This window comes from Chitinophaga oryzae (genome assembly GCF_012516375.2).
GTDB classification, from domain to species: domain Bacteria; phylum Bacteroidota; class Bacteroidia; order Chitinophagales; family Chitinophagaceae; genus Chitinophaga; species Chitinophaga oryzae.
Map to the genome: position 1 here is coordinate 187,762 of NZ_CP051204.2, position 19,008 is coordinate 206,769.

Sequence of the window (19,008 nt, forward strand, 5' to 3'; positions counted from 1 at the left end):
CTAAAAATTTAGAAAAAAATAAAAATATATCCCTTATTGTTAGAATTTATAGAAAAATGATTGCAGTGAGGCCGGTAATCCGGGCAGGCGGTTGCGGAGTTATTGTCAACTTGGCGGACGGAAATATCCGGGCCCGGAAGCAGACAGTGGCAATACCCGGATTGACTTAAATTCGCGGAAAATTGTCATAAACAGCAACCTATACCTATCAATCATATATATAATATAAAATGTCAACCAAACAATCCCTGCTGCTTTCAGCGTTGTTAACCGCTTCTGCCGTGACGGCTATGGCGCAATACCCTACTGACGAGGTGGCGCCGGTGAAATCACAAAAGCAGGCAGAACTGAACACAGGAAAAATCGTTCTCGGAAAAGAAAAACTGCTGACAGCAGAGCAACTGCCATTAAAGATCAGCGGTATCGAAGTGGTCAGCGCGCTGTGGGATACGGCGCACCTGGGCTTTATCTCGCTGGGTTCCCGCTGGATGCCCGCCACCCCTGATAAAGCAATGACGCCCTACCTTTCGGAATTTGTGGAAAATGCATTTTCTCACCTGTATACCCCGGATGGGATGAAGCTCCTGTGGGTGATAGATGACCTGCGGATAGGCGAACAACCCGGCGGTATGACCGAAAAAGCTTTCGTCCGCCTGAAGGCCACAGCTTATGGATCTACAGACGGCCAGCATTACAAACGGCTGTACGCTATGGATGAGGCCAAACTGAACAGGGGCCTGGGGCTAACGAAAAAGCACCATCAGTTTATAGCCGGTGCTTTTGCGGAGTTGCTGCAGAAGACACCGGAAAAATCTGACAGCCTGTGGGCGAAGTCAGATATCCTTGCCCGTCACCTGCAAATAAGACAAGTACCGGCATTAATGGCACAGTTGAAAGATGGTGTGTATCAGAGCTTTGAAGCTTTCCGGAACAACACTCCTGTCTTCACGCAGTTTGAAATTAAAAAGGGCGAATATGAGTATGAGTGGTGGGATATTATTGCAACCACCCCGGAGGGGCAGAAAGGACGGGTTAAATCCTGTTGGGCTGTTGTAAAGGAAGGAAACATATTTCGCTATGTGGAGGGGAAGCTGGTTCAGCTGGAGCGTTTCGAATATGGATATGTTATTTCCCGTTACCTGAAAGATAGCCGTGACCGTAGCCGGGCTGCAATGACAGGTGGTATATTGGGAGGCGCCATAGGAGCGCTGGCGGCATCAGGCAGCGGGCATATGGTCAGTGCCGACGCTTTTCCTGCCCTGAAGGTAAGCCCGGACGCTACAGCTATAGATATGGAAACAGGCGCATTTATCTTCTGATATATGCGCCTGTTTCCGGTTGTCAGGGTTCAAAGATAAATGTCGTTTTACCGTTTCTGATCTCCATCCGCAGCGGTTCGCTGAGGTGGCTCTCATTCTGGAGCCGGTCCAGCGCGGTAACTACATAAGTGTAGGTCTTCCCTCTCACATAAGTCAGGTCTTTGTATTCCGGATCTGACGATTGTGGCAGGATGGCCAGGATTTTCGTGGGGTCGGTCACGTTAACCGGCTCATTGGCTTCAAAACGGTACAGCACATATTGTTTGGTACGGCCGCTGGTATCGTCGTCGGTCCAGTGGATTTCCAGTCCGCCGGGCCTTTCAAAAGCATCGATGAAATAAGGAGGGTCTGGTGTGGTATTGGGCAGCCACGACATTACCGGCCGCAGCGCGGGGTACTTATAGTAGTGGTTGCGCAGCGTGTCTTCGATACCCAGCGGGTTGCCGCGGAAAGATTTGGCGCTGTAAAAGACGCTGCCTTGTATGGTATTCAGTGTCCGAGCCTCTTCTATCTGCATCGGCAGTTCGCGTGGATTTTTCCAGGCGGCGTTGCTGCCGAGGCGGTAAACGCCATGTCCGATGTATATCTGCCGGCCATAGCCGTGCTGGCTCCACCAGTTGAGCAACACTTCATAGTCCGCCAGGCGGTGGCCCCGCTCCCAGTACAACTGAGGCGCTGCGTAATCTATCCATCCTTTCTTCAGCCATTTTAAAATATCAGCGTAGAGATCGTCGTAGTTGGTCATGCCGCCGCGGGTGTAGGAGCCTTCAGGATCTTTGCTGCGGTCGCGCCACACGCCGAAGGGGCTGATACCGAATTTCACCCATGGTTTTTCGGCTTTGATGGCAACGCTGAGCATTTCAATGATGGCGTCCACATTGGCCCTGCGCCAGTCATCTTTCATCATGCCGTTACCATACATGCGGTAGGAAACGTTGTCGGGGAATTCTTTGCCGGGCACACGATAAGGATAGAAATAGTCATCGAAGTGGACGGCATCGATGTCATATCTTTTTACCACATCGCGCACGACGGTAGTCACATAGGTCCGCACTTCCGGGATACCGGGATCGAAATATTTTTTATTGTCGTAGACGAGGAACCACTGCGGTTTCAGGCGGGTGATGTGATTAGCGGCTACGCTGCTGCGGCTGACATTGAATACGGCCCTGTAGGGGTTGAACCAGGCGTGAAACTCCATGCCCCGCTTGTGGGTCTCCTCAATCATAAACTGAAGGGGATCGTAGTAAGGGTTGGGCGCCTGCCCTTGTGTGCCGGTCAGATATTCGGACCAGGGTTCATAAGGAGAAGCATAAAACGCGTCGGTTGCAGGCCGTACCTGGGCAACGACCGTGTTCATGCCATTGCGTTGCATCTGATCAAGCAAATCGATAAACTCCTGCTTTTGTTGTTCCGTGGGCAATCCGCGCCTGGAAGGCCAGTCAATATTTTCCACTGTGGCGATCCACATCCCGCGCATTTCCCTTTTGGGCGGCAACTGCGCCCATGCCTGCTGTGTGAGGCCCGCACAAAGGGCCACACCGGCTAATAACTGCTTCAACATCTGCCTTGCTTTAAACCGTAAGATGCGAAAATAGCAAAAAGGAAGCCTGTTTGCTTGCTTAATTATATGATTCTTATGGCTTATGGTCCACTTTTACCTTAAATGCGGGAGGCTCGTAATTTCCCGGCATATAGGAAGCCGGAATGGTCGTGGTATTTCCATCGCGGTGTGCATGATATTGCGGAGACATGATCTCTACGCCGGCCTCGTTAAAATGATCCTGTATCTGCTGGTTCAGCAGGGAATAGATTTCACTCATCCGGTGCGATTTTTCCGTATAGGCGTTGATTTCATAAGCTACAGAAAAATCATTCAGCGCTGTTTGCAACACAAATGGCTGCCGGTCTTTCAGGATGCCATCGGTGGCCAGCGCAGCGCGGACCAGCAGATCGTGCACCTGTTTCCAGGGGACATCATAACCAATAGTGACGGTGGTGTGCAGGATCAGCCCCAGATCTTTACTGGAAGAAGTGAAGTTGACCGTATGGCCGTTGAGGATGCTGGCATTGGGCACGGTGATCTCTTCGTTTTTGGTGGTGCGCAACCGCGTTACCAGCAGGTTCTTTTCAATAACATCGCCGGTGATTTCCCCCAGCCGTATACGGTCCCCTATTTTAAAGGGCCGCATGTAGGTGATCACAAAGCCGGCTACCACATTGGAAATGGCGGACGACGATCCCAGGGAGAAAAGGATGCCGAGAAATACGGACACGCCCTGGAACACTTTGGAGTCTGACCCCGGGAGATAAGGAAAGATCACGACAAACATAAAAGCGTATAGCAGGAACTTGATGCCACTGGCGGTAGGCCAGGCCCAGTCTGTATAAAAGCCGTTGATTTTCAGGTTGCCGCAGGCGATTTCACTGGCGAGATAGTTGACCAGCCGGATGAGCAGGCGCGTTACCACATATATGACCAGTATCGTCAGTAGTTTGGGCAGATAGCTGAAGATGCCCAGCAGGATGGATTTGATAGGCGATAAGGTCCAGTCGATGAGTTTATCGGCAATGCCTTTGGTCCAGGGGAAGATGCCGAAGATGAGCGGCAGCGTAATGTAGAGGACCAGCAGGATAAGTACGATGCGTACCACGCCAAGGGCGCTGTAGATAAGACTGAGTTGTTTCTGCTGGTTCAGCAGGGCGTAGTTCTTTACTTTCACGCCTTTCACGTAACGGTCTTTTTCGCGGACAAGCCTTTTGCGAAGGGACCTGAACAGCCGGTTGATACCGAAGATGATAAAGCCCAGCACGACGAGTATCAGCGCCAGCCAGCCAAGACGTACCAGGATGTACTGTACGCTGTGCTGCGCTTTTTCCTGCTGTATGGCTTTGCGGATAAGCGCTGCGTAGGTATCGGCCACCCGGGCCTTGTCCTGGTCCAGCCAGAGCGCGTCGTCGTCGGTGATGGTCTGGATAATCATGTCGTTGTACACCACATCGACATTGTTTTCGTTGGGCACTACCCGGATGGAATCCGGCGAGTAGAACGGGTCTTTTTCGATCAGTTGCAGTTTACGGGAAATATTGGCGGCGCGGTCGCTGGGTTTGAACGGGCCCAGTTTGTTATACACGCGGAACAGGGTGTCGCCGAAAGGGGCTACGGGTATGCCTTGCGAGATGGCTTTCATCCGGAGGATACGTTCCCGTTGGTGGACTTTCCTGAGCGAGTCGGCCTGCACGATCACAGCGAGCTGTTGTTCCAGTTCTTTTTTGCGCTGGTTGTTATTGCTGAGTTGCAGGATCTGTTCTTCCAGGGCGGCTTTGGTGGCGGCATCTGCCCTTATCAGGGAGTCGCTTTCCCGGAGCAGCCGGGTGGTGGCAATGAGCTGTGCGTTGGTGGTGGAGTCTTGTGATACTTTGCTGCTGTCCTGTGCGAGGCTCTGATGGATGGTAAGGATGGTTAATAAAAAGGAAAATACGGATCTCATTCCCGAAGCTTTTTATTAAAGTACGGAAATTTCCCGGCGCAACATAGCTACAGGGCATAAAAAACGGGAGAGTGTAAGGCGGGGCTAGACTTTCCGTTGCAGGTACTGGGAATAGTCCGGCAGGATCACTTCGTAGTCCTGGTGCATCAGCGGGGATGTCAGCAGGAAGTCGGCCGAAGCGCGGTTACAGGCCACAGGGATATTCCACACTACGCCCAGTCGCAGCAGCGCTTTGATATCCGGATCGTGCGGCAGGGCTTCCATGGGGTCCCAGAAGAAGATGATCACGTCCAGCGCGCCTTCGGCAACGAGGGCGCCGATCTGCTGGTCGCCACCCAGCGGGCCGCTCAGCAGTTTCCTGACAGAAACGTCCAGCGCTTCCTCGATCAGTTTGCCGGTGGTGCCGGTAGCGTAGAGTTCATGGCGGCTCAGTACCGTTTTGTTGTAGGTCGCCCATTCTATCAGCTCGGCCTTTTTGTGGTCGTGCGCGATCAGGGCCACCCTTTTGCGTGCTTTCAATGTTTTGATGGTCTGCATATGCTGCAAAAGTACTAAGCCGCGGGAGAAAAATAAATGTAAAATTTAATAATATTAGTGCCTGTCGGCCGTATCGAGGTTGGCCAGGTCGCGGTCGAAGATATAAAGGCCGCCTTTGTCTTCCCCGATCAGTTTGAGTTTATCAAGGATATTGCGCGCCATGCGTTCTTCTTCAATCTGTTCGGTGACATACCACTGCATGAAGTTGTGGGTGGCATAGTCTTTTTCCTGCAGGCAGAGGTCCACCAGTTTGTTGATCTCCCGGGAAACGGCCAGCTCATGGCTGTATACGTGTTCAAATACAGCATGAATGTTGGCGAACTGATGCTCCGGTTGCCGGAGTGCCGGAACGAGGCCGTGACCGCCTCTTTCATTGATGAATTTCACCAGTTTCAGCATGTGTATACGCTCTTCGTCGGAATGCCGGTAGAGGAACTGTGCGATACCGTTATACCCCTGTACTTCGGCCCATGAAGCCATGGCCAGGTAATACTGGGACGAAGCGGCTTCCATTTCCACCTGTTGGTTGAGCGCAGCCTGAATTTTGGGAGAAAGCTCTTTCAGTAACATGACATTAGTTTTTAATTTGATGTAGGGAACGGCGTTAGAGGGGATATTGCTGCCGCTTATAACGTTATTGTAAAATTCGATGAGGTTTCCCTTTCCGCTGGCTTAAATTCTGCCCGGAAAGTGCTACCTTTGTCAGGTAAATTAGGATAAAATGATTAAAACAGGAAATCCGATCATTAGCATATACACGGAAATGACGCCCAATCCGGAAACCATGAAGTTTGTAGCCAACAAACTCCTGTATCCCGGCAAGAGCATCGATTTTCCGGATGAGGCCAGCGCAAAACCGTCCCCTTTGGCGATAGAACTGTTCAGCTTCCCTTTCATCAGGGGCGTGTTCATTATGGCCAACTTCATCACGCTCACCAAAACCAGTGAAACAGACTGGAACGATATAATCCCCACGGTAAAAGCCTTTCTGAAGGAATACCTGGAGGATAACCGCCCTGTTATCAACGAAGACGAAGTGGTAGTGACGAAAGACACCGCCAGCAACACCGTTAGCGCAGATGACAGCGACGTGGTAAAAAGAATCAAGGAACTGCTGGAAAACTATGTGAAACCTGCGGTAGAAATGGATGGCGGCGCCATTCAGTTCAAAAACTATGAAGCCGGCACGGTAACACTGATGTTACAGGGTTCCTGTTCAGGCTGCCCCTCTTCCATGATTACGCTGAAAGCCGGTATCGAAGGCATGATGAAGCGTATGATCCCGGAAGTGAAGGAAGTTGTGGCAGAAGCAGAATAAGCCATAGTTGAGTGAATGATAGTGTTAAATGAAGCACAGTCTTTTTGGCTGTGCTTTTTTATTTTTTTAAGATAGATATAGCGACAATGAAAGGATTACTGGTTATGCTGGCCGGCCTGGCCATCACCGCCCAGCCGGTACTGGCACAGAAGAAAAGAAACACCGACAGCGCCGCCGCCGTGATCACCTACGGCATGCGCAGCAACGGAAAAGATGCAGGCAACGGCTTGCAGCTATTCATTGACCACAACAGGGCCCGCCTCGTTCCCGGCGGTCCCGCCGCCAAAGAGCAGCAATACCTGGACCTGGCCGAAAATGCCTCCCTGCAGGTGCTTGGCAGTCCTAACGGGAACATCTACACGTTAAAGAAACCCTTCGCAGAGTATGTTCAGCCGGAACTGCTGCCCGGCACAGACACCATCCTTGGACTGGTCTGTCAGAAAGCTAAACTCTTTATCCGCTCCAATACCATCGAAGTATGGTATACTAATCAACTGGCGCTCAAAGGTACGCCCAACCTGGCGGTGGCGCCGGGACTGGGACTGGTGCTCAAAATCGTACGGAATGGCAACAGCGAAACCGTCGCCCGCAAAATCGACTACCGCAAGATAACCCCGGCAGAACTGGCATGGCCGGCACAAACGGGGCAACTGGTAGACGATGCTGCCTACATGCGGGAAGTGATCGAAAGCCGCTACACCACCCTGCCGGTGTTTGACCAGGAACAGATCAGCTGGGGCAACAATATCGCCAACCCGGCAGACGACCAGTCAAACATCACCTACCGCTATGCCGGCGGTACCGTGATCCTCAAAAAAGTAAAACTGCCAGCGCCTAAAAAAGGGGAAACCATGTTTGCTGAACTGGTGCAGTATTCCAATGGAGACGCCTATGACCGTACCGGCTCCGTGTTCATGGTGCCCACAGACAAAGCCGCTTCTTTCCTCGACGGCCTCCGTAAAGGCGCCGCCGCCCTGCCGGTATTTACCGCTAAAAACGGCAAACAGTACCAGGGCATGATAGCTACCGATAATTACCTGCCCGCGCTGGAAGTGCTGCGTTTCTTTACCCCTTTCGGCGTACGCCACTTCAATGAACAGGTGAAAATAAAAGGATATCATTGGGCCGATTCCGTCATGTACAAACAGGACATCACCGAACTGCAGAACCGCCTCCAGGGCGAAGTGTGGCTCGGCGTTTATATCGGTAACTACGACAAAGGCGGACACAAGGTAAGCCTGCGTTTTAAATATTATCCCGGCGACGACGAAGATGAAAACAGCCAGAAGCCGGACTGGATCTACCCGGTTTTTAATACCACCAACCTGATGGAAATGGCCGGACAGGAGTATCCTACCCTCTTCGATAAGGATTCTCTGACGGTGACCGTCAACATCCCGGAAGGTGTTCATCACCTGCAGTTGCGTTATATCACTACCGGCCATGGTGGCTGGGGCGGCGGCGATGAGTTTAACCCGAAGCAGAATGAAATTTTCGTTGACGGAAAAAGGGCATATCACTTCATCCCTTGGCGTACGGACTGCGGCACCTATCGCCTGTCCAATCCGGCATCCGGCAACTTCGGCAACGGCCTGTCTTCTTCTGACCTGAGCCGCTCCAACTGGTGCCCGGGTACGCTGACCCCGCCGGTGTTCATTTCCCTGCCTGATCTCGGCCCGGGGCTGCATACCATCAGGGTGGCCATTCCACAGGGCGCCCCGGCCGGTACCAGCCAGAGTTTCTGGGATATATCCGGTACGCTCATGGGTATACGGAAAAAATAATCCATCAACTGCAATACTTACATTTGTTGTATGAATGATTTTATAACGGGACTGCAAAACAGCTTGCATGGCATGACCTGGCTGGAAGCGATTGCAGTACTGTTTGCTGTATTGTCGGTCGTCTTTCAGAAGAAAAACAATATACTGGTATACCCTACCGGTATCATCAGCACCGGCATCTATACCTACCTGCTATCGCGGGAGCATTTTAAACTCTATGCAGACGCCACGCTCAACGCCTATTACCTGGTGATGAGCATTTACGGATGGGTATACTGGGCCCGGCAGGGCCCGGCCAAACCGGAAGTGAAGATCAGCCGTAGCAGCTCCCGGGAGCTGGCTACGGCGATCTTCATCGCACTGGCAGGATGGGCCGTCTTTTATGTGCTGCTGGTCAATTTCTCCGATTCCAATGTGCCGGTCATGGATGCGTTTATCTCTGCTACGGCATGTAGCGGGATGTGGTTGCTGGCAAAGCGGAAAGTGGAAAACTGGATACTGCTGAATATCTCCAACTTCGTGGCAGTGCCACTGCTGTTTTACAAACACCTGTACCTGACGGCGCTGCTGACCATCTTTTTGTTTATCATTGCTATCTTCGGATATTTCAGCTGGCGTAAGGCTGTGCTGCAACAGGAAACCTCCCACTCATGAAAAAAGTAGTCGTCATAGGGCCTGAGTCAACAGGCAAAAGCACGCTCAGCGCCACGCTGGCAGCGCATTTCCATACCGTTTGGACTCCGGAGTACGCCCGGGAGTACCTGGACGGTCTTGGGCGCCCCTATGAGCAGCATGATCTGCTGGCCATCGCCGAAGGGCAGTTGCAACTGGAGCGGGAAATGGCTGCCAAAGCCAATCGCCTGCTGGTATGTGATACTGATCTGTATGTAATCAAAGTATGGAGCGAGCATAAATACCAGGAATGCGATCCCCGTATCCTGACCGCCATCGCGGCACAGGAGTGTGATCATTACCTGCTGACTTATATTGATCTGCCCTGGGAAGAAGATCCCCAGCGTGAATATCCCGATCCGGAGATGCGGTCTTACTTTTACCGGGTGTACCGCGACATCGTGATGCAGTCGGGAGTAACCTGGACGGATATACGGGGAAGTTATGAACAGCGGGAGGCGCTGGCTATTGAGGCTGTGAGCCGGTTGCTGGCGGAGTAGCGCCTTTTTCTGATGCAGGAGTTTCTTTTTTCACGCCGGAAACAAGTTCCATAATGTCCGGGTCGGGCGCGAGGTTGCGCATCTGTACCAGGATTTTTCGCTGTCTCCAGGCGGTAATGCGGGCCGGCGGATTGACTGTATATTTAACAGGGTTAGGAAGACAGGCGGCTATCATCGCGGCTTCTTCGCGGTTCAGGCTGGCGGCTGGTTTATGATAGTAAGCCTGAGAGGCGGCTTCCACGCCGAAAATACCATCGCCTGTCTGGGCCACATTCAGGTATACTTCCAGTATGCGTTGTTTGCCCCAGATTTTTTCGATCATAAATGTAAAATACACTTCCAGCCCTTTGCGCACCCAGCTACGGCCCTGCCAGAGGAATACGTTTTTGGCCACCTGCTGGCTGATGGTGCTGGCCCCTCTTATCTTTTTGCTGGTGGAATTGTGTTTCATGGCCTTTTCGATCGACTTATAGTCGAAACCGTCGTGGTCCGGGAAGAGCTGATCTTCGCTGGCAATCACGGCCAGTTTGGCGTGCTGGGATATCTCATCGTAGCTGACCCAGGATTTCTGCAGGTGCTTATCGGTGCCCCAGCCGCTGACCCAGCTGGAGATCATGGTGATAGTGATCGGTGGATTGACCCATCGTAACAGGATGATATATACAAATTGTGCGACAAACAGGACCAGCAGTATCCGCTTCAATCTCCTCCACGTTCTGGGGACAATGCCTTTTAACTTCATTCCGCGTAGGTTTGGAAAAATCGGGCCGAAAGATAGGAAGTAATTGTGGAATTATGAATTACGAATTGCATATTAACTTACAGTGAGCATTTAATTTGGTAAATTTACAGTAGCAGCACGGTTGTTGCGCAGTTGTCATCGTTGTTACTTTCATTTAATTCATGATACTATGCTGTTAAATGTTCACCCGGATAATCCGAATCCCCGCCATATAAAAACGATCGTGGAATGTCTGAAGGACGGAGGTATCATTATCTATCCTACTGATACCGTTTACGGGTTGGGTTGTGATATTACCCAGCACAAAGCGATAGAGCGGATCGCGCGGATTAAACAGATCGATCCGAAGAAGGCGCATTTTTCTTTTATCTGTTATGACCTGAGCCATCTCTCGGACTATGCCAAGAGCGTGGATACGCCGGTATTCAGGATGCTGAAGAAAGCGCTGCCCGGCCCTTATACTTTTATCCTGCCTGCGAGCAAGATGGTGCCCAAACTGTTAAAGACCAAGAAGGATACGGTCGGTATCAGGGTGCCGGACAACAATATCTGCCGGACGATTGTGCATGAACTGGACAATCCGCTGATGAGTACCACGCTTCCCGTTGACCACTACGTGGAAGAATATACGGATCCGGAAATCATTTATGAGAAATTCGGCAAGGTGGTGGATATTGTGGTGGATGGCGGCCCCGGGGGAATGGGTTTTTCCACGGTGGTGGATTGTACCGGTCCGGAACCGGAACTGATACGTGAAGGCATAGGCAGCTATGAGGCTATTACCTGAAATATTTTATAAAATGAAATGGTGGATGATCGGTTGTTTGATGATAGGGCCTGTATCATTACAGGCACAGGTATCATCCGGTAAGATCACGGAGGTTCCGGCGTCCGGCAAACAGGTGTTGCTGGTTGCGGACTCCGGCCATGTGCCTCAGAGCAGGTCTGCCGGAGGAGCGCCCGCACCGTTTGTATTTTCCCGTAGCAGCGTTTCCCTTTTTGGTAATGCCGCTGCCCGGCTTTCGTCTGCTCACACTTCCGGTGGCTTCAACGCAGAAAAAATATCCTCTCCTCCCCGGTCAGGAGGTCTTGCTGCCGGCCGGCTGTTTTTCGATGGCCTCTCTGCGGACGGTCTACCTGCTGATAAGGTCTCTTTCGGAAGCTTCCCTTTCGCGCTGCTTTCAAGAGAAGACCGCGCCAATGATAACTTCCCGCAGCGGACAGCCCTGTCCTCTCGCTCACCCTCCCCGGCCTGTTTGATGACCAGCCATGCTTACTACGACCAGCATTTTGGTTTTTTCTGCAAGAAAGAATGGGTTTGGCAGAAACAAACCGGCATCCCGGTGAAATTAAGACTGGGAAGTTATGACCTCACCCAGCGACAAGAAGGAAAGTAGCATGTAATATATTGTAAAATAATATATTATAAATGATTGTTTGACTTAATCAAATATATTTATTTGACAAAGTCAAATAGATTTTCCATGCTGAAAACCAATTCATTTATTGCAACAATTGCCGGGTGATGTTCGGATGATCCGGTGGCTTCGCGTCAGCGGGGGAAATTGCCGGACTGTGATGAGCGTATAGGCGCTGCGGTTTGATCGGCAGTAATTATGCAGGGCTCAAAAAATAAAGGGGCTTACCCGGAGGGAGCCCCTTTTAAAAGTCAGTTGAAAACGCTGACCGGTACCAGGCAGCTGTGCCTGACGTCCGGATATCAGAGTTTTAATTTTTTCGCGATATCAGCCGGCAGTGCTTTTTTGTTCACCATGAAGCAGGTGGTTTTATAAGCGAAGTACGGCATAGAGGCGTAGAAGTAACCCTGGCCGAAGTTCTCGGTGCCCCAGGAGTTTTTCACGCGGAAATACTTGTTGCCGTTCTGGTCTTTTACGATGCCTACGATGTGCATGCCGTGGTCGTCCTGGGTTTCGAAGTTATCGAAGGCGAGCTGGCGTACTTCCGGGGTGATGGTTTTTTCTTTCACTGGCTCGAGGAACATGTTTTTTCTTTCTTCTGCAGACATATCAGCCCAGTCTTTATCCGGAACGATGGCGAGGCCATCTTTGAAGTTGAAACCTTTTTCGCTCACGTCAGCGGCCCATGCGAGGGTGTAACCGTTGGTAACGGCAGTTTCCGCGATGCGGTTAAAGTCATCCAGGGTTACGTTGTATACTTTCTCCCAGTTCCAGTTATCCGGTACTTCCAGCACGAACTGGCTGTTGTACGGGTGGTGGGTAAAAGAAGAGATCAGCACGTAATCGTCAGCGCTCAGGCCGAGTTCTTTAGCGAAAGACTGCGGCGTATAGGATTTGCCGTTATACTGGAATTTTTCCGGTGCGTCGCCCATGTAGGCGTTCAGTACACCGTCGAATGCTTTCTGCCAGTCGGGGTTAATGGTACCGTTGGCGTTGCCGATGGTTTTCACCATGCCTTCCAGCAGGCTTTCCATTTCGGCATGGTTGTACATTTTGCCTTTGTTGCCGTCGTAAGCGCCCTGCGGCACCAGTCCGTATTCGCGCAGGCACAGCAGGTCGTCGGGGAAACCGCCGCCTTCGCCGAAGTTGGCCCGGCCGTGCATTCTTACGTAGTTGGCTGCTTTCAGCGGGTACATTTTGCGGACAACGAACATTTCGCTGAGGTTCAGGCCTTTGCCTTTACCGCTGCGGAGCAGTTCAGATTCAAAAAAGGAGAGGCCGGAGAAAGACCAGCAGGTGCCGGTACGGCCCTGGTTCTGTACATCTCCTGCGTCCATATTTTTAATAACGGAAAACTGGTAGCGGCTACCCTCTACATTAGTGCTTGTTTGGGCAAATACGGCAGTGCTGCACAGCATGGCAGCGCTGATCATCCATTTCTTCATGTTGTTAAGACAGGTTTTAGACAAGGGCCAAAAATAAGGGAATCGGGGTATTCCTCCCTGAAAAAGATGGATGAACGGAGCTTGCTACAGCTTTTGCACAGTATTTTGTTGTTCCTGGTATTGTTCCCTGGTGACCTCCCATTCCCAGAGGTCTTCGTTTTCTTTGTTTTTAACAGTGCCGACAAATCGCATTCCTGCTTTTTGTAATATCTTAACGGAGGCGTTATATTCTTCTTCCGTGTGGGCGATTACTTTTTTAACGTACGAGTGCCCGAAGGCGAAGCGAACGAGCGCCTGCGCCATTTCAGAGCCGAGGCCCTGCTCGCGGTAATCTGCAGTAATTTCATAGCCCATTTCAACGAGGCCCTGGTGATTGGGTTTGCCTTTGAATCCGCCGGCGCCGATCAGGCGTTTGTCTTCCCGGTGAATAACAAGGTAAAAGAACCATCCCAGCATGGAAGGGTCGTTGCGTAATTTATCATATGCTACCAGCACCATTTCGGGATATTCTGTCCACCCTTCCGGAACCGAAATGCCAAGAAGGTCGGCCAGTGTATCATTGCCCTGTAATAGCGACTCAAAATGCTGCAATGTGCAAGGCAACAATTGTAGTCGAGGAGTTTGGATCATGTTTTGAAACTAGTAAACTGTTTTGGGAAATCATAATGGATTTGCGGATTTTTTGATTTACGATTTCCTGATTTTGGGTATATTTTAGCGACCACAAAATCAGGAAATCGTAAATCAAAAAATCTCAAAATAAATTAGTGGGCCTGCAGCCAGTTTTCACCGATGCCCATTTCAGCTTCAACGGGAACGGCCAATGGCAGCGCATTACGCATACAATCCAATATCAGGGGTTTAATAATTTCCAGTTCAGAGCGATGGGCGTCGAATACCAATTCGTCATGCACCTGCAGGATCATCCTGGATTTCAGGTTCCTTTCCTTAAACGCCTTGTGGACCGAGATCATGGCCAGTTTGATCATGTCGGCGGCCGTGCCCTGGATAGGCATGTTGATCGCGTTCCTTTCCGCATAGCCACGTACTACGGCATTGGAAGAGTTGATATCTTTCAGCCACCGCTTGCGTCCGAGCATCGTTTGTACGTAACCGTTAGTTTGCGCAAATTGTATCTGATCGTCCATGTATTTTTTGATAGACGGATACTGCGTGAAATAGTTGTCGATGAGGGTTTTTGCTTCGCTTCTGGCGATGCCCAGGTTTTCGGACAGGCCGAAGGCGCTCACCCCGTAGATAATACCGAAGTTGACGCTTTTCGCGTTCCGGCGCATATCTGAAGTAACGGCGTCCAGTTCAACGTTGTACACTTTGGCTGCCGTGGCCGCGTGGATATCTATTTTCTCACGGAAGGCGCTCATCATCTGCTCGTCCTGCGCGATGGCTGCAATGATACGCAGTTCAATCTGCGAGTAGTCGGCAGACAGCAGTACAAATTCTTCATTGCGCGGAACAAACGCCTTTCTCACTTCCCGTCCGCGGTCTGTCCGGATCGGAATATTCTGCAGGTTGGGATTATTGGAGCTCAGGCGGCCGGTGACGGCCACGGCCTGGTTGTAGGACGTATGCACGCGGTTGGTCCGTTTGTTGATCATTAACGGCAACGCGTCTACGTAGGTAGATTTCAGCTTGCTCAGTTCACGGAAGATCAGGATATCATCCACGATCTTGTGTTTGTTGGCCAGCTTCGCCAGCACGTCTTCACCGGTGGCGTATTGTCCTGTCCTTGTTTTCTTGGCTTTAGGGTCCAGTTGCAGTTTTTCAAACAGCACTTCGCCCAGTTGTTTGGGAGACGCCAGTTTAAACCTTACGCCGGCCTGTTCATATACGCTTTCCTCTGCGCGTTTGATTTCCGTTTCCAGTTCGCGGGAGTAGTCTGCCAGCGCCAGCGTATCGATGCGTACGCCTTCAAACTCCATGTCGGTCAGTACTTTCACCAGCGGATTTTCCACATCGTAAAATACTTTCTCCACTGCTTTTTCCGGCAGCATGGGCACGAAGGTATGTTTCAGCTGCAGGGTGATGTCTGCATCTTCGGAGGCATATTCCTTGATTTTCTCCACTTCCACATCGCGCATGGTGCCCTGCCCTTTTCCTTTTTTGCCGATCAGCGTTTCGATGGCCACGGGCTCGTACTGCAGGTATTGGGCGCTCAGGGCGTCCATGCTTCTGCGGCCTTCCGGTTCAATGAGGTAGTGCGCCAGCATGGTGTCGAACAGCGCGGTGGTCACTTCCAGGCCGTACCATTTGAGCACCAGCATATCGTATTTGATATTCTGGCCTACCAGGGTGAGAGACGGATGTTCGAAGAGCGGTTTGAACTCATGCATGATCGCACGGGCGGCGTCATAATCCGCCGGCAGGGGAATGTAATAGGCCTCCCCTTTTTTGTAAGCGAAGCTCATGCCCACTATGTCCGCTTCGTTGGCATCGGTGCCGGTAGTTTCGGTATCGAAGGCCACTTCCTGCTGTTGCAGGAGATCGGCCAGCAGTGCGGCGCGTTTTTCCGGCGTATCGATCAGCAGGTAGTTATGTGGTGTGTTGTTGATGTTTTTATCCGGCGCCAGGAAGGCGGGGGCTTCGGCTGGTTCTTCCGCCACGGCTGTTTCCACGGCCTGGCCGAAGAGGTCTGTTTGCACCACTTTGGCTTTGGGTTCGGGCGCGCCGCCGCTAAAGGAGAAACCATCTCCCAGCACTCTTTTACCGAGGGTTTTAAATTCCAGTTCGGTAAAGATTTCGGTTAATTTCTCTTTATGGATACCGGTCAGGGAAAAATCTTCTTCATGGAAGGTAACCGGCACATTGGTGATGATGGTGGCCAGTTCTTTGGACAGCAGTGCGTTGTCGTGACCGGCTTTGATCTTCTCTCCCATTTTGCCGCCGATGGCGTCGGCATTGGCCAGTACGTTTTCCAGGGTTTCGTACTGGGCCAGCAGTTTCATGGCTGTTTTTTCGCCCACGCCGGCGATCCCGGGGATATTATCCACCGCATCGCCCATGAGGCCGAGGATGTCAATCACCTGGTGTACATCTTTGATCTGCCATTTCTCGCATACTTCCTTCGGGCCCAGAATCTCTTCTTTGCTGCCCATATAGGGAGGTTTGTAGATGAATACGTTTTCTTTCACCAGCTGGCCGTAGTCTTTGTCGGGTGTTACCATGTACACAGTATAACCGGCGTCAGCAGCCTGCCAGGCGAGCGTCCCGATCACGTCATCGGCTTCGTAACCATCAATTTCCACTACCGGGATATTAAACCCTTCGATGATCCGTTTAATATCAGGGAGGGCGTCCAGCAGATCTTCCGGAGCGTCCTGGCGATTGGCTTTATAGTCGGTGAAAGTGGTATGGCGTTCGGTGGGCGCATGCGTGTCAAACGCAACAGCCAGATGGGTAGGTTTTTCCTTATTGATAAGGTCCAGCAGGGTGGTCGTAAAACCAAATTGGGCATTGGTATTGCGACCTGTGCTGGTAAGCCTGGGATTTCTGATCAGCGCGTAGTAAGCCCTGTAAATCAAGGCCATAGCGTCGAGTAAAAATAATTTCTTTTGCATCACTAAACCTACAAGAATTAATTTGAATGCACAAAATTAAGATAGTACCACAATATACGTTCAGAATGTATTTTTAAACCCGGAAATAATATCAAAGCATATGAACAAGATATATCATTTGTCGACCTGTAATACCTGCAAAAAAATTCTCGAAGAAATAAAAGCCAAAGAAAGGGGGATAGAACTGCAGGACATCAAAACGGAAAAAATCACGCCCGGGCAACTGGACGAGATGCATACGCTGGCTGGCAGCTATGAAGCCCTTTTCAGCCGGAGGTCACAGAAGTACAGGCCCATGGGACTTCATGAGAAAAGCCTGACGGAGCAGGATTACCGGGACCTGATACTACAGGAATATTCTTTCCTGAAAAGGCCGGTGGGTATTGCCGGTAACAGGATTTATATCGGGGCGGAAGTGAAAAACATGTAACTGTGACAATCCATGAATATTACTGATTTTCCTGGTAGGCGGAGATTGGCGGTCAGGGGAATCAGTAATATGGGCATCAACGTAGTTTTTGGACAAACTGCCTGACCACTTCCCGGTAAAGCGACATGTCCTGTTCGTGCTGGAAAGATTTGAACGGAAAGCGGGAAGCTTCCTCCAGGGCCGTCTTCAGGTCGAATTTTTCCTGTACGACTGAATAGAAATACCCTTTCTCCATGAGGTATTCTCCCAGATATACCTGTTCAGACTGGCCTGGTGTGGGTACCAGGATCGCTTTTTTGTTGAGTTTCACAAGATCCATCAGGGTGGTATAGCCGGAGCGGCTCAGCACCATGTCAGAAGCCAGCATGGCTTCGTTTAACGCCTTGGCGTTCAGATGGTTAACGTGCGTTACGCCGGGAGCTACCTCTTCATGAAAGGGTGTGCCCGGTTTGCCGCTGACGATGAGCGCCTTCAGGGAGAGGTCTTTCACCTGTTCCAGTACCAGCTTTTCCAGGTTGGTGCGCTGGGGTTCCGGTCCTGAGATGAGCACGAGGAGGTCGTATTTTTTTTCGACATCCGGTTGGGGCTCGAAACGGCTAAGACATCCGATGTAGGTAGTGTTGGGCGGGAGTTTTGCCGGATGGGCCAGTTCACCGGAGAGGTTGTTGTCGCCGGCGAAGTCCGGGATCCAGCAGGCGCTGTATTTGCGGATGAAATTATAGTTGATTTTCTGCAGTGTTCGCTCAATCCAGCCGCCGAAAGGGGTTTTGATCAGGAGCTGATGGGTGATGAACACGGTAGGGATGTCTTTATGGGACAGTCCGAAGCGGTTGTCCGAGATCACGGCGTCGATCTGATATTCTTTCACGATCTTTTTGAGCCACCGTTGCTCGTATTTCACTGCGTTATATATCTTGGGAATTTGTTGTATGATCTTCATTCCGAAGAACTTGCCTTTCTGCGCGTATTGAATGCGGTATCCGGGCAGCGGTAAAATGGTAATTTCCGGGAATTCCTGTTTCAGCAGTGCGGCATGTTTGCCTTCGGCAGCAATAAAAACCTGTGCGCCTGCGTTTAGCATTTCATGGATGAGGGGAATATCGCGGGTGGCGTGTCCCAGGCCCCAGTCCAGAGGCACTGTTAAAATTTTTACGGGAGGCTGGATTGTGGACAAATAAATTGAATTTTTTTGCGAATTTAGCTTAAATTACAAAGGGTGATTGTTAAGAAAAGGTAAACTAATTAGGGAAGGATTTATAATTAACCGGAAGTATTTTAACTAGCATTATGAAAAGGCTTAAATGGATGGTGATCTTTTTTCTTTGTGGAAGTTTAACGATGACAGGTTGCAAAGTGTTTAAGAAAAACGATTGCGGATGTCCCACTATGAACAAAAAACGAATGCACTAAGAGGCACACACCTGACGCAACATTGAAATGATTTTACCTTATCTTTTTTGGATTATCCCATGAAAACCTGGCCAAACAATTATTTCGGGGAACAGTCAAAATTTTTTTCATGAAACCGGTAGATAGAGATTTATTGATCCTGCTACATGAAGATAGGTACACAGAGCAGCAGATCCAGTCTGCTGTAAGGCAAATCAGTGAGATGTTGTCTTTAATTGAAACAATGGATTATCTGTGCGCAGTAATGGAAGTAGTAGATTGCAACAAAAGCAGAATTACCAGCAAACGATCGGTGCTGGAGAAAGCAATTTCACGTAAAGCGCATAAGCCTTTTGAGTTTATTATTCACCGCAACTAAGAGTCGTGC

Annotated in this window: 18 protein-coding genes; 9 read left to right on the forward strand and 9 right to left on the reverse strand. The window is 50.6% G+C overall.

The window, feature by feature from the left end:
• Positions 1 to 230: 230 nt before the first annotated feature.
• Positions 231 to 1,319, forward strand: coding sequence for a hypothetical protein (locus HF324_RS00760; protein ID WP_168861754.1), 1,089 nt, complete (start codon positions 231 to 233; stop codon positions 1,317 to 1,319).
• A gap of 22 nt (positions 1,320 to 1,341) precedes the next feature.
• Here HF324_RS00760 and HF324_RS00765 read toward each other — a convergent pair whose 3' ends face one another.
• From HF324_RS00765 to HF324_RS00780, 4 genes are all read right to left on the reverse strand, one after another.
• Positions 1,342 to 2,883, reverse strand: coding sequence for a glycoside hydrolase family 10-like protein (locus tag HF324_RS00765; protein ID WP_168808519.1), 1,542 nt, complete (start codon positions 2,881 to 2,883; stop codon positions 1,342 to 1,344).
• 73 nt (positions 2,884 to 2,956) lie between these two features.
• Positions 2,957 to 4,810 (reverse strand): mechanosensitive ion channel family protein, encoded by a 1,854-nt coding sequence (locus HF324_RS00770; RefSeq protein ID WP_168861755.1) that lies wholly within the window; start codon positions 4,808 to 4,810, stop codon positions 2,957 to 2,959.
• Between the two features lie 84 nt (positions 4,811 to 4,894).
• A complete protein-coding gene (locus tag HF324_RS00775; protein WP_168808523.1) occupies positions 4,895 to 5,347 on the reverse strand; it encodes a methylglyoxal synthase in 453 nt (150 codons plus the stop codon).
• A gap of 54 nt (positions 5,348 to 5,401) precedes the next feature.
• Complete coding sequence (locus HF324_RS00780) at positions 5,402 to 5,917, reverse strand: ferritin (protein WP_168808525.1); 516 nt, start codon at positions 5,915 to 5,917, stop codon at positions 5,402 to 5,404.
• 151 nt (positions 5,918 to 6,068) lie between these two features.
• On the opposite strand from HF324_RS00780, the gene HF324_RS00785 reads away from it, so the two are divergent.
• From HF324_RS00785 to HF324_RS00800, 4 genes are all read left to right on the forward strand, one after another.
• Entirely contained in the window at positions 6,069 to 6,665 is a 597-nt protein-coding gene (locus HF324_RS00785; RefSeq protein WP_078669665.1) for a NifU family protein, read from the forward strand.
• An 86-nt stretch (positions 6,666 to 6,751) separates the two neighbouring features.
• Positions 6,752 to 8,449, forward strand: coding sequence for a PNGase F N-terminal domain-containing protein (locus tag HF324_RS00790; protein WP_258539379.1), 1,698 nt, complete (start codon positions 6,752 to 6,754; stop codon positions 8,447 to 8,449).
• Positions 8,450 to 8,479: 30 nt separating this feature from the next.
• Positions 8,480 to 9,103 (forward strand): nicotinamide riboside transporter PnuC, encoded by a 624-nt coding sequence (pnuC, locus tag HF324_RS00795; RefSeq protein ID WP_168861756.1) that lies wholly within the window; start codon positions 8,480 to 8,482, stop codon positions 9,101 to 9,103.
• On the forward strand, positions 9,100 to 9,621 hold the full coding sequence (locus tag HF324_RS00800; protein WP_168808529.1) for an AAA family ATPase: 522 nt from the start codon (positions 9,100 to 9,102) through the stop codon (positions 9,619 to 9,621). Before pnuC ends, HF324_RS00800 begins: the two co-directional genes overlap by 4 nt.
• On the opposite strand, the gene mtgA is transcribed toward HF324_RS00800, so the two are convergent.
• On the reverse strand, positions 9,587 to 10,363 hold the full coding sequence (gene mtgA / locus HF324_RS00805; protein ID WP_168808531.1) for a monofunctional biosynthetic peptidoglycan transglycosylase: 777 nt from the start codon (positions 10,361 to 10,363) through the stop codon (positions 9,587 to 9,589). The genes HF324_RS00800 and mtgA overlap by 35 nt on opposite strands.
• A 169-nt stretch (positions 10,364 to 10,532) precedes the next feature.
• Here mtgA and HF324_RS00810 point away from each other — a divergent pair, with 169 nt between their 5' ends.
• Both HF324_RS00810 and HF324_RS00815 read left to right on the forward strand, forming a co-directional pair.
• A complete protein-coding gene (locus HF324_RS00810; protein ID WP_168808533.1) occupies positions 10,533 to 11,150 on the forward strand; it encodes an L-threonylcarbamoyladenylate synthase in 618 nt (205 codons plus the stop codon).
• 13 nt (positions 11,151 to 11,163) lie between these two features.
• Complete coding sequence (locus HF324_RS00815; protein WP_168861757.1) at positions 11,164 to 11,760, forward strand: hypothetical protein; 597 nt, start codon at positions 11,164 to 11,166, stop codon at positions 11,758 to 11,760.
• Positions 11,761 to 12,083: 323 nt separating this feature from the next.
• On the opposite strand, the gene HF324_RS00820 is transcribed toward HF324_RS00815, so the two are convergent.
• The 3 genes from HF324_RS00820 to polA all read right to left on the reverse strand — a co-directional run bounded on the left by HF324_RS00820 (position 12,084) and on the right by polA (position 16,801).
• The gene (locus tag HF324_RS00820; protein WP_168808537.1) at positions 12,084 to 13,226 is read right to left on the reverse strand and encodes a C1 family peptidase; all 1,143 of its coding nucleotides are present in this window, start codon (positions 13,224 to 13,226) and stop codon (positions 12,084 to 12,086) included.
• Between the two features lie 84 nt (positions 13,227 to 13,310).
• Positions 13,311 to 13,856, reverse strand: a complete 546-nt coding sequence (locus tag HF324_RS00825; protein WP_078669656.1) for a GNAT family N-acetyltransferase — start codon at positions 13,854 to 13,856, stop codon at positions 13,311 to 13,313.
• A 134-nt stretch (positions 13,857 to 13,990) separates the two neighbouring features.
• Positions 13,991 to 16,801, reverse strand: a complete 2,811-nt coding sequence (gene polA, locus HF324_RS00830) for a DNA polymerase I (protein WP_168861758.1) — start codon at positions 16,799 to 16,801, stop codon at positions 13,991 to 13,993.
• A gap of 100 nt (positions 16,802 to 16,901) precedes the next feature.
• Between polA and HF324_RS00835 the strand changes: the two genes are divergently transcribed.
• Positions 16,902 to 17,231, forward strand: coding sequence for an arsenate reductase family protein (locus tag HF324_RS00835; protein WP_168808541.1), 330 nt, complete (start codon positions 16,902 to 16,904; stop codon positions 17,229 to 17,231).
• Positions 17,232 to 17,307: 76 nt separating this feature from the next.
• Here HF324_RS00835 and HF324_RS00840 read toward each other — a convergent pair whose 3' ends face one another.
• Entirely contained in the window at positions 17,308 to 18,369 is a 1,062-nt protein-coding gene (locus HF324_RS00840; RefSeq protein ID WP_168808543.1) for a glycosyltransferase, read from the reverse strand.
• 381 nt (positions 18,370 to 18,750) lie between these two features.
• Here HF324_RS00840 and HF324_RS00845 point away from each other — a divergent pair, with 381 nt between their 5' ends.
• Positions 18,751 to 18,999: a hypothetical protein gene (locus tag HF324_RS00845; RefSeq protein ID WP_078669652.1), complete on the forward strand. Its 249-nt coding sequence runs from the start codon at positions 18,751 to 18,753 to the stop codon at positions 18,997 to 18,999.
• Positions 19,000 to 19,008 lie beyond the last annotated feature (9 nt).

What these genes read in the sequence shown, in the direction of transcription:
- HF324_RS00780 (WP_168808525.1), bottom strand. Translation starts at nt 5,917, where the DNA reads ATGTTACTGAAAGAGCTTTCTCCCAAAATTCAGGCTGCGCTCAACCAA.
- HF324_RS00810 (WP_168808533.1), top strand. Translation starts at nt 10,533, where the DNA reads ATGCTGTTAAATGTTCACCCGGATAATCCGAATCCCCGCCATATAAAA.
- HF324_RS00760 (WP_168861754.1), top strand. Translation starts at nt 231, where the DNA reads ATGTCAACCAAACAATCCCTGCTGCTTTCAGCGTTGTTAACCGCTTCT.
- pnuC (WP_168861756.1), top strand. Translation starts at nt 8,480, where the DNA reads ATGAATGATTTTATAACGGGACTGCAAAACAGCTTGCATGGCATGACC.
- HF324_RS00775 (WP_168808523.1), bottom strand. Translation starts at nt 5,347, where the DNA reads ATGCAGACCATCAAAACATTGAAAGCACGCAAAAGGGTGGCCCTGATC.
- HF324_RS00825 (WP_078669656.1), bottom strand. Translation starts at nt 13,856, where the DNA reads ATGATCCAAACTCCTCGACTACAATTGTTGCCTTGCACATTGCAGCAT.
- HF324_RS00770 (WP_168861755.1), bottom strand. Translation starts at nt 4,810, where the DNA reads ATGAGATCCGTATTTTCCTTTTTATTAACCATCCTTACCATCCATCAG.
- HF324_RS00820 (WP_168808537.1), bottom strand. Translation starts at nt 13,226, where the DNA reads ATGAAGAAATGGATGATCAGCGCTGCCATGCTGTGCAGCACTGCCGTA.
- HF324_RS00815 (WP_168861757.1), top strand. Translation starts at nt 11,164, where the DNA reads ATGAAATGGTGGATGATCGGTTGTTTGATGATAGGGCCTGTATCATTA.
- HF324_RS00765 (WP_168808519.1), bottom strand. Translation starts at nt 2,883, where the DNA reads ATGTTGAAGCAGTTATTAGCCGGTGTGGCCCTTTGTGCGGGCCTCACA.
- HF324_RS00800 (WP_168808529.1), top strand. Translation starts at nt 9,100, where the DNA reads ATGAAAAAAGTAGTCGTCATAGGGCCTGAGTCAACAGGCAAAAGCACG.
- polA (WP_168861758.1), bottom strand. Translation starts at nt 16,801, where the DNA reads ATGCAAAAGAAATTATTTTTACTCGACGCTATGGCCTTGATTTACAGG.
- HF324_RS00845 (WP_078669652.1), top strand. Translation starts at nt 18,751, where the DNA reads ATGAAACCGGTAGATAGAGATTTATTGATCCTGCTACATGAAGATAGG.
- HF324_RS00785 (WP_078669665.1), top strand. Translation starts at nt 6,069, where the DNA reads ATGATTAAAACAGGAAATCCGATCATTAGCATATACACGGAAATGACG.
- HF324_RS00835 (WP_168808541.1), top strand. Translation starts at nt 16,902, where the DNA reads ATGAACAAGATATATCATTTGTCGACCTGTAATACCTGCAAAAAAATT.
- mtgA (WP_168808531.1), bottom strand. Translation starts at nt 10,363, where the DNA reads ATGAAGTTAAAAGGCATTGTCCCCAGAACGTGGAGGAGATTGAAGCGG.
- HF324_RS00790 (WP_258539379.1), top strand. Translation starts at nt 6,752, where the DNA reads ATGAAAGGATTACTGGTTATGCTGGCCGGCCTGGCCATCACCGCCCAG.